The organism is Flavonifractor sp. An91, from assembly GCF_002159225.1.
GTDB classification, from domain to species: domain Bacteria; phylum Bacillota; class Clostridia; order Oscillospirales; family Oscillospiraceae; genus Flavonifractor; species Flavonifractor avicola.
This window is the reverse complement of the sequence record NZ_NFHA01000004.1, coordinates 138,527-151,294: the sequence shown is the minus strand read 5'-3', so window position 1 is coordinate 151,294 and position 12,768 is coordinate 138,527. Positions and strand designations below refer to the sequence as shown.

14 protein-coding genes, 1 tRNA gene and 4 pseudogenes are annotated in these 12,768 nt (G+C 55.7%); 9 read left to right on the top strand and 10 right to left on the bottom strand.

Features of this window, described 5'->3' with window-relative positions:
* Window positions 1-70: 70 nt before the first annotated feature.
* A complete protein-coding gene (locus B5G42_RS04445) occupies window positions 71-1,030 on the bottom strand; it encodes an RluA family pseudouridine synthase (protein ID WP_087267035.1) in 960 nt (319 codons plus the stop codon).
* 185 nt (window positions 1,031-1,215) lie between these two features.
* Between B5G42_RS04445 and B5G42_RS04440 the strand changes: the two genes are divergently transcribed.
* The 7 genes from B5G42_RS04440 to B5G42_RS04410 all read left to right on the top strand — a co-directional run bounded on the left by B5G42_RS04440 (window position 1,216) and on the right by B5G42_RS04410 (window position 6,633).
* Window positions 1,216-1,716: a YceD family protein gene (locus B5G42_RS04440; protein ID WP_087267032.1), complete on the top strand. Its 501-nt coding sequence runs from the start codon at window positions 1,216-1,218 to the stop codon at window positions 1,714-1,716.
* Window positions 1,717-1,757: 41 nt separating this feature from the next.
* The gene (gene rpmF / locus B5G42_RS04435) at window positions 1,758-1,952 is read left to right on the top strand and encodes a 50S ribosomal protein L32 (RefSeq protein ID WP_087189152.1); all 195 of its coding nucleotides are present in this window, start codon (window positions 1,758-1,760) and stop codon (window positions 1,950-1,952) included.
* A 112-nt stretch (window positions 1,953-2,064) separates the two neighbouring features.
* Window positions 2,065-3,432: a DUF512 domain-containing protein gene (locus B5G42_RS04430; RefSeq protein WP_087267029.1), complete on the top strand. Its 1,368-nt coding sequence runs from the start codon at window positions 2,065-2,067 to the stop codon at window positions 3,430-3,432.
* A 17-nt stretch (window positions 3,433-3,449) separates the two neighbouring features.
* Window positions 3,450-4,775 carry a ribosome biogenesis GTPase Der gene (gene der / locus B5G42_RS04425; protein ID WP_087189150.1) on the top strand — a complete coding sequence of 442 codons (1,326 nt, stop codon included), beginning with the start codon at window positions 3,450-3,452 and terminating at the stop codon, window positions 4,773-4,775.
* A gap of 4 nt (window positions 4,776-4,779) precedes the next feature.
* Window positions 4,780-5,460: a glycerol-3-phosphate acyltransferase gene (locus B5G42_RS04420; RefSeq protein WP_242955467.1), complete on the top strand. Its 681-nt coding sequence runs from the start codon at window positions 4,780-4,782 to the stop codon at window positions 5,458-5,460.
* Complete coding sequence (locus tag B5G42_RS04415) at window positions 5,457-6,458, top strand: NAD(P)H-dependent glycerol-3-phosphate dehydrogenase (protein WP_087267027.1); 1,002 nt, start codon at window positions 5,457-5,459, stop codon at window positions 6,456-6,458. Before B5G42_RS04420 ends, B5G42_RS04415 begins: the two co-directional genes overlap by 4 nt.
* 98 nt (window positions 6,459-6,556) lie before the next feature.
* Window positions 6,557-6,633 (top strand) — tRNA-Pro (locus B5G42_RS04410).
* A gap of 30 nt (window positions 6,634-6,663) precedes the next feature.
* On the opposite strand, the gene B5G42_RS04405 is transcribed toward B5G42_RS04410, so the two are convergent.
* From B5G42_RS04405 to B5G42_RS04395, 4 genes and pseudogenes are all read right to left on the bottom strand, one after another.
* Window positions 6,664-7,038: a recombinase family protein gene (locus B5G42_RS04405; protein WP_087267024.1), complete on the bottom strand. Its 375-nt coding sequence runs from the start codon at window positions 7,036-7,038 to the stop codon at window positions 6,664-6,666.
* A gap of 14 nt (window positions 7,039-7,052) precedes the next feature.
* On the bottom strand, window positions 7,053-7,175 hold the full coding sequence (locus B5G42_RS18835; RefSeq protein WP_275532430.1) for a hypothetical protein: 123 nt from the start codon (window positions 7,173-7,175) through the stop codon (window positions 7,053-7,055).
* Window positions 7,176-7,199: 24 nt separating this feature from the next.
* Window positions 7,200-7,247: pseudogene (locus B5G42_RS18600) on the bottom strand (hypothetical protein); the annotation flags it as partial.
* Between the two features lie 29 nt (window positions 7,248-7,276).
* Window positions 7,277-8,269: pseudogene (locus B5G42_RS04395) on the bottom strand (relaxase/mobilization nuclease domain-containing protein); the annotation flags it as partial.
* 122 nt (window positions 8,270-8,391) lie between these two features.
* Between B5G42_RS04395 and B5G42_RS04390 the strand changes: the two are divergent.
* Both B5G42_RS04390 and B5G42_RS04385 read left to right on the top strand, forming a co-directional pair.
* Window positions 8,392-9,267, top strand: a complete 876-nt coding sequence (locus B5G42_RS04390) for a phosphoribosyltransferase (RefSeq protein WP_087267017.1) — start codon at window positions 8,392-8,394, stop codon at window positions 9,265-9,267.
* Between the two features lie 11 nt (window positions 9,268-9,278).
* Window positions 9,279-10,214 carry a DNA-processing protein DprA gene (locus B5G42_RS04385; RefSeq protein WP_242961125.1) on the top strand — a complete coding sequence of 312 codons (936 nt, stop codon included), beginning with the start codon at window positions 9,279-9,281 and terminating at the stop codon, window positions 10,212-10,214.
* Window positions 10,215-10,255: 41 nt separating this feature from the next.
* On the opposite strand, the gene B5G42_RS04380 is transcribed toward B5G42_RS04385, so the two are convergent.
* The 5 genes and pseudogenes from B5G42_RS04380 to B5G42_RS04360 all read right to left on the bottom strand — a co-directional run.
* Window positions 10,256-10,603: a plasmid mobilization protein gene (locus tag B5G42_RS04380; protein WP_087267011.1), complete on the bottom strand. Its 348-nt coding sequence runs from the start codon at window positions 10,601-10,603 to the stop codon at window positions 10,256-10,258.
* On the bottom strand, window positions 10,600-10,779 hold the full coding sequence (locus B5G42_RS04375) for a DUF4316 domain-containing protein (protein WP_087267008.1): 180 nt from the start codon (window positions 10,777-10,779) through the stop codon (window positions 10,600-10,602). The genes B5G42_RS04380 and B5G42_RS04375 overlap by 4 nt, the downstream gene beginning before the upstream one ends.
* A 185-nt stretch (window positions 10,780-10,964) precedes the next feature.
* Window positions 10,965-11,321: a cysteine-rich VLP protein gene (locus B5G42_RS04370; protein ID WP_164475010.1), complete on the bottom strand. Its 357-nt coding sequence runs from the start codon at window positions 11,319-11,321 to the stop codon at window positions 10,965-10,967.
* Between the two features lie 223 nt (window positions 11,322-11,544).
* A pseudogene (locus B5G42_RS04365) lies at window positions 11,545-12,330 on the bottom strand (NlpC/P60 family protein); the annotation flags it as partial.
* A pseudogene (locus B5G42_RS04360) lies at window positions 12,311-12,688 on the bottom strand (conjugal transfer protein TraE); the annotation flags it as partial. The pseudogenes B5G42_RS04365 and B5G42_RS04360, both read right to left, overlap by 20 nt.
* Window positions 12,689-12,768 lie beyond the last annotated feature (80 nt).

Genomic DNA, 12,768 nt, shown 5'->3' with positions numbered 1-12,768 from the left:
GGCCGATGTAGGCATCGGCCCCTACGGGATACGGAGGTTGTAGGGGCGGATGCCCACATCCGCCCGTCGGTTATCTCGGAAAATACTCCTCCACAAAGTCCACGTTTTCCACCGTGAACATCTTACCTCTTAAATACTCCAGAAGCCCCGCGTCGGTGGGGAAGGTGAATTCCAGCTTGTAGGAGTACAGAGCCTGGAAGGAGCGGCCATACTGCTTGTTGTCCCGTTCCCGGCCGTACTTGCCGTCCCCCAGCAGAGGGTGACCGGCGGCGGCGAACTGGGCCCGGATCTGGTGGGTGCGTCCGGTCAAAAGCTCGCACTCCACCAGAGACAGTCCCCGGTTGACCTTTAAGGTCTTATATAAGGTAGCGGCGCTCTTGCCGCCGGGCACCGGTTTGTGGAACACCTTCACCTGGGCGCGGCTCTCATCCTTCAGCAAAAAGCCCTCCAGCTTGCCCTGAGGCGGGGCCATGCGCCCGTGGATGATGGCCAGGTAGAACTTGGCGATCTCCCGGTCCTTGATCTTCTGGTTGAGGATCCGCAGCGTTTCCGCGTTCTTGGCCGCCATGACGATGCCGCCGGTGTTCCGGTCGATGCGGTTGCACAGGGCGGGGGTGAAGGAGTGCTCGTCCCGGGGATTCCACTCCTTCTTTTGATAAAGGTAGGCCTGGATGTGGGTAATGAGGGTGTTGACCTTCTCATGCTCGTCGGCGTGGCACAGCAGGCCGGGCCGCTTGTTGAGGAGCATCAGGTTCTCATCCTCATACACGATGTCCAGCTTGGGCTTGAACACCGCCAGGAAAGCATTATCTTCCCGGGGCTGGTCAAAGAACTCATCGTTGATGTATAATTGCAGCAGGTCCCCCACCTGGAGCCGCACATCCCGGGCGGAGCCCTTGCCGTTGACCTTTACTCTCTTGAGGCGGATGTATTTCTGAGCCAGGGGAGCGGGGAGGAGAGGCAAGGTCTTGCCCAGCCAACGGTCCAGCCGCTGCCCGGCGTCATTTTTTCCAATGGTAAATTCCCTCATATTGACCTCCAGTACGTCAGAGACGTATCTTTTAAGCAGTCCCTATTATACTGAACAGGCTGGCCCAGCGCAAGTGGGGCGGGGATTTGGCCTGAAAAAAGTGGTAGAAAAAAGTTGAAAAAAAGATTTGACAACCGGAAGTATTTTCGCTATAATATTCCGCGTACCGTTATGAGGAGGGTATTATGCGCTTTAATCTGAAGGAGATACTTCACGTACCGGGCGCGTCTCTGCCCTTTGAGTCCCAGTTGGACCTGTCGGACTTGGATTTCTATGGGGAGCGGCCCTTTGCCCATCCCATCGTGATCCATGGGACGGTACGCAATATGGCGGGTGCGCTTATGCTGGAAGGAAGCGCGGACACCACCCTGGAACTGGTGTGTGACCGCTGCCTGAAGCCCTTCCGTCAGGAACTGCGTCTGCCCGTCAGCACTCTGCTGGCAGAGACCCTGGAGGATGAGGAGAACGACGAGATCGTGCTTCTGGAAGACGGCGCCGTGGATCTGGACGAGGTGTTCACCACGGCTTTGGTGCTGTCTATGGATTCCAAGCACGTCTGCTCGGAGGACTGCAAAGGCCTGTGTGCCACTTGCGGCGCCAACCTGAACGAGGGCCCCTGCGGATGCAGAAAAGAGATCGATCCACGTTTGGCTGCACTTGCGCAGCTGTTGGATAAAGATGAGTAAGATTTGCCCGGCCAGGGCATGAACCTAAGGAGGTGTCATAGATGGCAGTCCCTAAGAGTAAAGTGTCCAAGCAGCGCCGGAATAAGCGCCGCAGCTCCGTGTGGAAGCTGGAGACTCCCGGCGTCACCACCTGCCCCAAGTGCGGTGCGTTCCGTCTGCCCCACCGGATGTGCAAGAGCTGCATGAGCTACAATGGCCATGAGCTGGGCAAGGTGGAAACCGCTGAGGCGAAGTAAATAGCCGAAAAAGAACGAGGGGAGACAAGCCCCTCTTTCTTTTTGCCCGGAAATCGGGTAAAATGAAGTGAAATGCCCTATATACCATAGGATCCCGGGAAGGAGCGTGCCCATGAGCCTGACAAAAATTGCATCGGTGGACCCCCACAGTCCGGCCCGAAAGGCGGGGGTGCGCCCGGGGGAAACCCTGACCCACATCAACGGCCATCCCATTGTAGATGTGCTGGACTATAAGTTCTACGCCTACGACCCCAAGCTGGAGCTGACCCTGACAGAGCCGGAGGGAGGCAGCCGTACCCTCCGCATCCGCAAGGCGGAGGGAGAGGATTTGGGGCTGAATTTTGAGACCTACCTCATGGACCGGGCCCGTTCTTGCGCCAACAAGTGCATCTTCTGCTTTGTGGATCAGATGCCCCCCGGAATGCGGGATACCCTTTATTTTAAGGATGACGATGCCAGACTGTCCTTTTTGATGGGCAACTATATGACCCTCACCAACCTGTCCAAGCGGGAAATTCAGCGGATCATCGATCTGCGGATCAGCCCCATCAATATCTCGGTCCACGCCACCGATCCCGAACTGCGCACCGCCATGCTGAAAAACCCCCGGGCGGGGGAGTGCCTGGACATCATGTCCCGGTTTGCCCAGGCAGGGATCGAGATGAACTGCCAGGTGGTGGCCTGCCCTGGCATCAATGACGGCTCCGCTCTGGCCCGTACCATGGAGGACCTGGGCCGGCTCTATCCTGCGGTGACCAGCGTGGCGGTGGTGCCGGTAGGTGTGACCAAGTTCCGGGAGGGACTGTGCAGCATCGAGCCCTATACCAAGGAACAGGCTGCTGCGCTGATCGACCAGGTGGAGGATTTTGCTGCCCGCTTTATGGAGAAAAAGGGTACCAATCTGGTGTGGTGCTCCGATGAGTTTTACCTCATTGCCGGACGGGCGCTGCCGGGGAAGGCTTATTATGAGGATATGGACCAGCTGGAAAACGGTGTGGGAATGCTGCGGCTGCTCCTCCATCAGGCCTCCATGGCCCTGGAGGAGGAAGAGCCGGAAGAGACGGAGCCCTTTTCCATTGCCACCGGCCTGTCCGCCGCCCCCTTTGTGCAGGAAATTGTTGACAACGCCCGGAATCAGTGTGGTAATATAAAAGGAACGGTCTATCCTATTATCAATCGTTTCTTTGGGGAGACCATCACGGTCTCCGGCCTGATCACCGGAACCGACCTGATCGAGCAGCTCAACGGCAAGGATTTGGGCAAGCGGCTGCTCATCCCGGATAATATGCTCCGGGCAGGAGAGCAGGTATTTCTGGACGACGTGACCGTGGAGCAGGTGGAGCAGGCTCTGGGCGTGACTGTGGTCCCGGTGCCTGCCGACAGCGGCTTTGACCTGGCGGATGCCATCCTGGGCCGGGAAGTAACAGCCCAATGCCCCGTTCTCCCACCGGAGGCGGAGTATTATCGATATAACCCGTAAAGGGAGGGAAAACTACCATGAAACCCTTAATTGCCATCGTGGGACGGCCCAACGTGGGCAAGTCCATGCTCTTTAATAAGCTGGTGGGCCAGCGGCTGTCCATTGTGGAGGACACCCCCGGCGTCACCCGGGACCGGCTGTATGCCGAGGCCGAGTGGCTCAACCGGAAGTTTGACCTGGTGGATACCGGCGGTATCGAGCCGGGCACTGACAGCGAGATCCTGGCTTTCATGCGCCAGCAGGCGGAGATCGCCATCCAGAACGCCACCGTTATCATCTTCCTGTGCGACGTCAAGACCGGCCTCACCGCCTCTGACCAGGAAGTGGCCAATATGCTGCTGCGCTCCGGCAAGCCGGTGGTGCTGGCGGTAAACAAGATGGACCAGGTGGGCCACACCAATCCGGACATCTACGAATTCTACAACCTGGGCCTGGGCGATCCCATCGCCGTGTCCGCCGTTCACGGCCACGGTACCGGCGACCTGCTGGACGAGTGCTTCAAATACTTCCCCCCGGAGGACGAGGAGGAAGAGGACGACGACGTCATCAAGGTAGCCATCATCGGCAAGCCCAACGTGGGCAAGTCCTCCCTGGTCAACCGGATTTTGGGGGAGAAGCGGGTCATCGTCAGCGACATGGCAGGCACCACCCGGGACGCGGTGGACAGCTACTTTGAGAACCAGAAGGGCAAGTACCTGCTCATCGACACCGCCGGAATGCGGAAGAAGTCCAAGGTGGACGACCCCATCGAAAAGTTCTCCGTGCTCCGGGCCACCATGGCCATCGAGCGGGCCGACGTGTGCCTGATCCTGATCGACGCCAACGAGGGTGTGACTGAACAGGATACCAAGGTGGCCGGTCTGGCCCATGAGGCGGGCAAGGCCTGTATCATCGTGGTCAACAAGTGGGACTCCATTGAGAAGGACGACAAGACCATGGACCGGATGCGCCAGGATGTGCGCCGGGACCTGTCCTATATGACCTATGCTCCCATCGTCTTTATCTCCGCCCTGACCGGCCAGCGGGTGGACCGGCTCTTTGACCTCATCAACTATGTCAATGACCAGGCCTCCCTGCGGATCACCACCGGTATGCTCAACTCGGTGCTGGCTGACGCCACCGCTCGGGTGCAGCCCCCCACGGACAAGGGCCGCCGACTGAAGATCTACTATATGACCCAAATCGGCATCAAGCCTCCCCACTTCGTCTGCTTCTGCAACGATGCCAAGCTCTTCCACTTCTCTTACCAGCGCTATCTGGAAAATCAGATCCGCTCTACCTTCGGACTGGAGGGCACGCCGGTGCGGCTCACCATCCGGCAGAAGAGCGACAAGGAGGGGTAAGTCCATGCCGGCAGCTTCGATGGAAATGATCCTTTTGGTGGTGGCTGCAGTGGCGGTCATTGCCTACTTCTTCGGCTGTTTCAATGGGGCGGTCATTGTCTCCAAGTATATCCTGCGCAACGACGTGCGCAAGCATGGCAGCGGCAATGCGGGCCTGACCAACTTCTACCGTACCTTTGGCGGTCCCCTGACTCTGGTGGTCATCCTGACCGACGTGCTGAAGGCGGTAATCGCCATCCTGCTGGGTCAGTGGCTTTTCAGTATGGTTACTCCGCCCCAGGACTGGCAGGCCATCTGGCCGGTGCTGGGTAAATACTGGGCCGGTACCTTCTGTCTGCTGGGCCATATGTTCCCCTGTATGTTTGGTTTCAAGGGCGGCAAGGGTATTCTGTCCGGCGGTACCATCGCCATTATGATGGACTGGCGTATCGCGCTGGTGGTGTGGGGCGGGTTTATTATCCTGGCCGCCATTACCAAGTGGGTCTCCCTGGGTTCCATCTGGGCGGGGGCCTCTTTCCCCTTTGCCAGTTGGTTTGTCTATCAAAATCTGGTGATTCTGGTGATCGCCATTTTGATCGGTGGACTTGTGGTGTGGAAGCACCGGGGTAATCTGGTGCGTATTCTGAAGGGCACCGAGTCCAAATTCAGCCTGCATCATAAATTGAACGGGGGTACTTCGAAGTGAAGATCGCGGTACTGGGAAGCGGCGGCTGGGGCACGGCCCTGGCGCTGGTGTTGCTGGAAAATGGTCATGATGTGACCTTGTGGTCCTATACGGAGGAGGAGTCCGCCGTACTGCGTCAGACGGGGGAGAACCCCATGCTGAAGGGTGTGGCTCTGCCCAAGGAGCTGAAGCTGACCTCTGATCTGGCCTGTGTGAAGGGCTGCGGCGCGGTGGTACTGGCCACCCCGTCCTTTGCCGTACGTACTACGGCTAAGGCCGCGGCGTCTTTGCTGGAGCCTGGTGCGGTGTTGGTATCGGTGTCCAAGGGCATTGAGAAGGATACCTCTCTCACCCTCACCGACGCCATTGAGCAGGAGGTGGGCGATGCCCATCCCATCGTAGCCCTCTCCGGTCCCTCCCATGCGGAGGAGGTGGGACGGCATATCCCCACCGTGGTGGTGTCCGCCTCCAAGGATCGCTCCGCCGCGGAGCAGGTCCAGGACCTCTTTATGAATGAGCGCTTCCGTGTGTATGCCTCCGACGACGTGGTAGGCGTGGAGCTGGGCGCAGCGCTGAAGAATGTCATCGCTCTGTGTGCCGGTATCAGCGACGGTATGGGCTACGGTGACAACACCAAGGCGGCCCTGATGACCCGGGGCCTTACCGAGATCGCCCGGCTGGGCGTGGCCATGGGCGGCCGCCGGGAGACCTTTGCCGGCCTGTCCGGTGTGGGTGACCTGATTGTTACCTGTACCTCCATGCACTCCCGTAACCGCCGCTGCGGTATTCTGATTGGTAAGGGCACTCCCACGCAGCAGGCGGTCAAGAAGATCGGTGCTGTGGTGGAGGGCTACTATGCCGCCGCCAATGCCCGTACCCTGGCCCGGAAGGTGGGTGTGGAGATGCCCATCACTGAGGCGGCCTATCAGGTGCTCTACGAAGGTAAGGACCCCCGCCAGGTGATCGTGGATCTGATGACCCGGGAGCGTAAGCACGAGCTGGAAGATAGCTGGGTTTAAGGCCTCCTAAAAAAATTCAAAAAAATCGAAAAAAGTACTTGCATTCCTCTAAGAGGTGTGGTAATATAATCAAGCCGTCTGAAACACGGCGGCGATCTCCGGGTGTGGCGAAGTTTGGTATCGCGCTTGAATGGGGTTCAAGAGGCCGCTGGTTCGAATCCAGTCACTCGGACCATGCGGAGTGTCCTTATAGGATCTGAGTATCTTACAAAGGACACTCCGCATTTTTTATTGTCAAAATTGGGGCAGCGCCATTTTCATCGAACAGCAGCCGATCCTGGATGCATAGGAGCTTTACCTTGTGCCGGGTGAGCAGGTCAATGTAGCTTTGGGTCATGTCCCACTCCCGACCTATCCGTGTCAGGTTATGGACTAACACCACATCCACCTTGCCAGCGGCAACGGCCTTGGTCACTTTCTGGAGCGCCGGGCGGTCTAATGTGAGCCCGCTGCCGTATTCGCCCGCAGCGCCGATGATGGTATATCCCGCCTGCTTTGTGTAGAGCTGGAGCAGAAACCGCTGGTGTTCCAATGCGAAAGAATCTTCATGGGCGACACGGCAATAGAGAAATGCTCTCATATCCCACACCACCTTTACACCGCCGGGGCGTAGCTTAATGCTACGCCTTTTCTCGTTTCCAGCAGAATATCCCGCTCGGGGATTTTCCGGCGATCCGGCACCTCAAAGGCACCGATGCAGTTGTAGTGGATCGTCACCCGCTGATTGGTAACACCGTCCTCCTTGACCGCAGGATAGACCTCGATATATTCAATGAGTTCAGCAACCATGCGTTTGGTAATGGTAGTAGCGTCTGTGTATACACCTTGGCCCACCGCTCATAGGCCGGGCCTTTCCCGGAGCGCAGCCGCTCCTGTATATCCACGATCAGATCGACACGCCTGGGCGCAGCCGGGGCCGGAGCATCCAGCTTCGGTAGGGGGCGCTTGCCCGCAATTACATCCCGGATGTCCCCGGGATCAAAGCCTTCCCCGAGAGTGGACGAGCGGAGCCGGGTGGCCCGCTGCTGCCCCGGCACAAGGAACGAGATCGCCCCGCCACGCCCCCGCTTGACCGCATAGCCGGACTCCTCCATGAGCCGCAAAAAGGCGTCAAAGCTGCCCGGGCCATTGGTAAGGGCGTCGCAGATGGCCGCCCGCAACCGTTCCTTGTAGGAGGGCTGGCGCTCCGTCCCGAGCCATGCTCCGTAATGGAGAAAACGGCCCTTGCTATGGAGCTTGGGGTTGGTGATCACGGACAGGTCATTTTCCAGACACACCCGGTCAGAGAGCCGCCGCACCGCCCGGGCCGAGCCGATAAAATCCCGGAACTTGTGGGAGCAATCCAGCGAAGTGGAGTTGTAGTAGATGTGGTTATGAATGTGCTGACGGTCTGTGTGGGTGGCGACGAAAAAGGCGTACTTGCCCTTTGTCCAGCGCATCGCCGTTTCGTAGCCCACCCGGTTTGCCTCCTCCGGGGCGATCTCTCCCGGCTTGAATGACTGGCGGATCTGATAGCAAAGCACATCGGCATCCCGCCGCTGTTCCCGGCCCGTGGCGGCCTTATACTTGGCCTTGGAGAGCAGGAACTCCGCATCGGCGGCCATGTAGTCGCACTCATAGGAGGAAATCAATTCGCCGCCCTGCGTCTTGTCCGGATTTTGTCCATAGTCAAATCGCTCTTTCAAGGATTGGGCGACGGTTTCCCCCTTACTGATCTTGTGTTTTTTGAAATAGGTTGTGGCCGTAGGCAGCCCTCCTTTCAATACGACAAACGGCGGCTGTTGCCAGCCGCCGCTCGGACTCTGGGACATTTTGCTCCAAAGTATAAAGATAATGTTGACAGTATTTTTTTGAAAACGTAAACTATAAGAAAATCAGTCATTGGTTAAAGTGTGTTAGTCCTGTCCATGGAGTGTTTGGGAGGGATTGTCTTATGATTGAATACAAAAAGACAAGGAGCAAGTTTTGGCTTAAAATTTTTGATGATGAGGCGACTCACACTAATATATCGGCAAACAAAATGGTTATGGGGCTCTTGCAGGAAATATCCCCGCACCTAATTTCCTGCAGCCCTAAAGGGTGGAAAGAATCTTCAAATATTCAAGGCAACTATAATCTTTGGATTCCTAATGACCGAATGGATTGGGACGCTTTAGAAATTGTAGAGACTTGGGCAGAGAGAGCCAATCAACACATCTGGCTTGGCACCAACAAAAATACTGCGCCCTATTTTTGTGGTGATGAAGTGGACTATTGTTTGGCCGCAGATTGGAATATCGATTTAGAATCTCAAAAACGTACAATCATAGGAGAAGCGGAATATCAGTTAAAATACAATTTCCCTCGAGGTGTTCTTAGTAAAGAGAACGCATATGGTTATGCTTCTATATTATCTGATGCTATTTTCGATTGTTTGGACTGCCTTCCCATAGATTTAGATGATTTTATCGTTGTATCCATGCCCTCCGTAAAGGAAAAACAAAACAAATTGGCGTGGCTACTTGCTGAGCATGTTGCTGATGCAAAGGGAGCTTTATTTGTTAAAGCTACCTTGAAAAAAGATAAACCTCAAATGAAGGAACAAACTATTGAGGATAAAATCCGTATTTGGAGGCACATTTTTACTGATAGCACCATGTTGGAGTTTTCATCTGATATTCGTGGGAAGAACATATTGATCATTGATGACTTGTATCAATCGGGGGCATCAATTTGGTGTTTTGCGGAGTACTTAAAAGAATGTTGTGACGCAAGAACTGTCATAGCCGTCACACCTGTTAAGGCATTGAAGGATGATGGAAACAGATGAACAGATGTAGTATGCTACAATTTGCCTTGGCACGAGGAATAGGAGAAGTTTCTATCAAAAAGGCAATTGCATTTATAGAAAGCAACAATTTGTCTTGGGATGATTTTATACAGGATCGTAATTTATTATATCATTTTGGGCTTAAAGACAATGTTATAATGAATATTTCGCAAACTAAATCTCAGGCACACACTCTCTACGAAGAATTAGAACTATCAGGGGTCAAAATCCTATCCGAAAGTGATATTGCTTATCCTCAATATCTAAAGAAGATGTTACAGGACAAATGCCCTTCCATGCTATTTGTTTCAGGCAATATCGACTTGCTTAATAGTATCGCAGTAGGCTTTTGTGGTTCAAGAAAGGCATCTGCAAAAGGAATTGGTATAGCTGCTGATTGTTCGCGGCAACTCATAAAAGAAAATATTACAGTTATAAGTGGATATGCTGCAGGTACGGATTTGGCCGCACATAAGTCTGCACTTGAAAACGGCGGAAATACAGTTTTTGTGTTGGCAGAGGGCATCCTAAGATATTCCCAAAAGCGCGAAATACGTGATTACTTGAATAGTTCCAATCATGTTTTTATCTCACAATTCATGCCTAAAACAACATGGAACGCAGGAAATGCAATGAGAAGAAATAGCGTCATTATTGGGTTATCACGAGCTATGATTTTGGTCGAATCAGGCAAAACAGGTGGAACCTTTGCCGCTGGCGAAGAAGCTTTGCGCGTCGGTTGCCCATTGTTTGTTATTGACTTTGCCCAACCAGAGGTTTCCGCAGAGGCAAATCCATACTTTATTGCTGCAGGAGGAAAGCCAATAAGAGGCAAGAATGGAATTCCTAATATCACTAAGGTGTTAGATGTTGTTAAGAACGATCCACGTTCAGGAACGCAGCCATTGCCAGTAAATGATACTCAACAATTGAAGTTCGATATATAAGCATAAAAAATGCGGAGGTTTAAACGACCTCCGCATTTCAACTATTTCTCAATTATTTCTGATAATAATTTCAGCAGATCTGACAGCGGCCTCCAAAGGTCGGCGTAGTCTCGTTGCAAAACTTTGATCTCGTCGGGGTAAATGCCGCCGTAGGTGTTCACATGGATTGCCACTTGGTTGAGATTGTTGGCGCACCGCCGCTGGAGAGACACCAGCTCCCGGATGTCCGAGAGATCAACATGGAGCACATAGCCGTTCAAGGCCATTTTCCGCATATAGGCCCCCATATTGGAAATGCCCGCCTCGGCCATGCGTTCCCTGATTAGCGCCTGCTCCTCCGGCGTCACCATCACATGAAGATGGACACAGCGGCGGCGTTTCTTTGTCACCGCTCCTCACGCTCCCGGCTCCGATGCTTGTTGGGGGGCTCCTTCACCTTGTCCAGCTCCTTTTCCGGGGGCTGGGGCGGCAGGGCCAGGGCGTTGTTCAGCAGGCCGTCAATCATGTTGTAGTTCTGTTTGGTGGACAGCTCCACGGTTTTCAGCGGGTCATCCTGTTCGTACATAGTACCTCCTTTTTGTAAGCAGAAATGACCAAGACTTTGGGACAAAATGTCCCGAAGTCCCGGCGCAAAGTGTGGAAAGCATTTGCCCTAAATTGAGGCAACCAATGAAAACATATTACCCACTTCAAAAGCGGCCCCGGAAAGCCTTGAAATATGGGCATTTCCGGGGCCTAATTTTCCACGCATCAGCCTCGCTTTTTCCTCATGTAGTTTCTCTTTTGCTGCCGCAGAGCAGTCCTGGCACAGCCGGGGGAGCAATACCGTGTCCGGCCATTGGGGAGAAAAGCCCTGCCGCATACCGGGCAGGGCCGGGTTTTCGGGGCGGGGCCTTCCGCAGCGAGAGATGCCTCCATCACGGGATCATTGGGCAGCACCGCCTCCCGGAAGTAGCGGCACAGCGCCCCCGTCCAGCACTTCTCCAGCATATAGCAGGGGCAGTCCAGCGGAAGGCAGCCCACATCCCGGTCATAGTTGGCGCACAGCCTTGTCACCAGCTTGCGGATGGCCGCCTTTTCCTCACGGGTCAGCTCTCGGGCCACCATTTCACCTCCCGCCGCCAGCGTCTTTCAGCAGCTCCCGGTAGCAGGCCACACACCCGATCCCCCGCCAGTAGGGGCAGCCGTAGCAGCGGGAGCCCTCCGGGGCCCTGACAGGCTCGGGCCGCTCATACTGGGGAACCTGCTGCATCATCGTTTCATAAGGGCTGTTGGTAAATTTCATTTGTCGCCCTCCGCTTCGTCCTCGTCCTCCTCGTCCCACGGCGGGGTAAGCAGCCTCCGCCCCCAGCAGGTCAGCGTCCTCGGCGGGATAGGTGGATGCCCCGATAGCCCCCGCCGTGCCGTTGCCCAGCGTTGCCAGCGAGGACATACAGGACTGCATCATCACCAGCAGCAGGAACACCGCCACAAACAGCAGCGCCCCCACGGGATGCCGCTTGATGAAGCCCACGGCCCGGGCGGCCAGCTTTTCCGTGGTGACTGCCGTTTTTTCGGCGGCCTTGGCCCCTTGCTTGGCGGCCTCCCGTGCTTGTTTGGCATATTGCCGCTTGATCTTCTGCTTCTGGATCAGCCGGGACAGGGCGTTGCCCCGCATTTCCGGGTGCTCCTGGGCAGCCATGCGGTAGTGATAGTCTGCCGTGGCCTTGATGTGCCTGGACTCAGCCTTGCGGACAGCCTTGGCCGGGTGCTCCCGGATTTTCTTTTGCACAAACCGCTTGCCGTGGCGCAGGGCGGACTCGCCCACCAGCTCGGAACGGTGAGCGCCCTCGGTGCCCACATTGTCCTGCTCCACCTCGAAAATCTTGCCATGCACATAACCGTGAACGCCGCCGCCCACCGTTCCAGCCACCCGACGAACCGGGCCGGGCGGCTTGGGCGGTTTCTGCTTTGCCAGCTTTTCCTTGGCCTTTTCCAGCTTTTCACCCCGCTTTTCCATGCGGAGCTTGCTGGCGGCGGTCTGTTCCTGTTGGCTCTTGTGGCGGAACTTGGACTTGGGGGACTTCGGGACATTTTGTCCCGAAGTGGCCCCGGCCTTATTCGTCTTTTCGTTCATGGGCCATATCCTCCGGGCGGGTGGTCAGCAGGTTATAAATCTCTCCCTTGGGGAACCGATCCACAAACGGGATGGTCACATTTCCATAGAACAGCAGCCCCTCGCCGGAATTGGAGTGGGTGATGTAGGAGAGCTGGTGCTCGGAAATGCCCAGCTGCTTGGCGAGGATCGCCCGGTCACTTTGGGCCTGCGACAGCAGGATCAGAAAATCCGTGTTGTCCAGAATGTTGGAAATGGCCGGGCTTGCCAGCAGGTCTTTCACATTCTGCGTGAGGGCGCTGGGGACGCAGCCCTTTTTGCGGAGCATCTTCCACACGGCTACAAAGTAGCTGGCGGTGAGCTCGTCCCGCAGCAGGATAGGAAACCTCCATGTTTGATGCAAAGGGCAGCTGTGCCGCGATCATGGCCCGGAAACAGGCGGCGGAGACTGCGCCGGTC